This window comes from Rhodococcus sp. P3_B8, from assembly GCF_056402775.1.
The window spans coordinates 1-546 of sequence record NZ_JBFUGT010000702.1; the positions used below are offsets into that span (position 1 = coordinate 1).

1 pseudogene is annotated in these 546 nt (G+C 63.6%); it reads right to left on the reverse strand.

Going from position 1 to position 546, the window contains the following annotated elements:
- Nucleotides 1-402: 402 nt before the first annotated feature.
- A pseudogene (locus AC1D1G_RS45870) lies at nt 403-546 on the reverse strand (ATP-binding protein); the annotation flags it as partial.

Below are 546 nucleotides of genomic sequence, written 5' to 3' on the forward strand. Positions count from 1 at the left end.
GTCGGATAGTCGGATAGAAGCGGTACTTGAACGCCCGCTTCACTACCCTCCCCGCCATAACCCAGACACTAGCCACACAGTCCGACAAGACCAGATCAGCTATCCCGGACCCGAACCGGGTTTGCGCCGAAAGACTCATTGATCACGGCAGGCGTAGGGCACGTGTTAAACGCCGTAGTCGGATAGCGGCCAGCGGCTGACCCGCCGCATACGTCCCGCTCGAATGTCACGCACCCGCGGGCTAACGTCGGAACTATGTTCAGTACCGAGATCGAGGTGCGCACCGGCGCTGAGCCGGTGGTGCATGTCGACCGTCACGTAATTCCCCAGGGGTGTCCGTCACGTAATTCCCCATGCTCGGGCGTGCTGAGTCGAGGGTAACCCGAGCGGGCGGGGTGCGGGTCAGGTTGCGGCGGTGGGGCGGTGTCCGGGTCGTTTGCGGGGTCGGTAGGACGGTCCGTCCATCAGGGTTTGATGGCTGGTGTTGATGAGCCGGTCGAGGAGCGACTCGGCGACGACCGGGTTCGGGAACAGCGGGTACCAGTC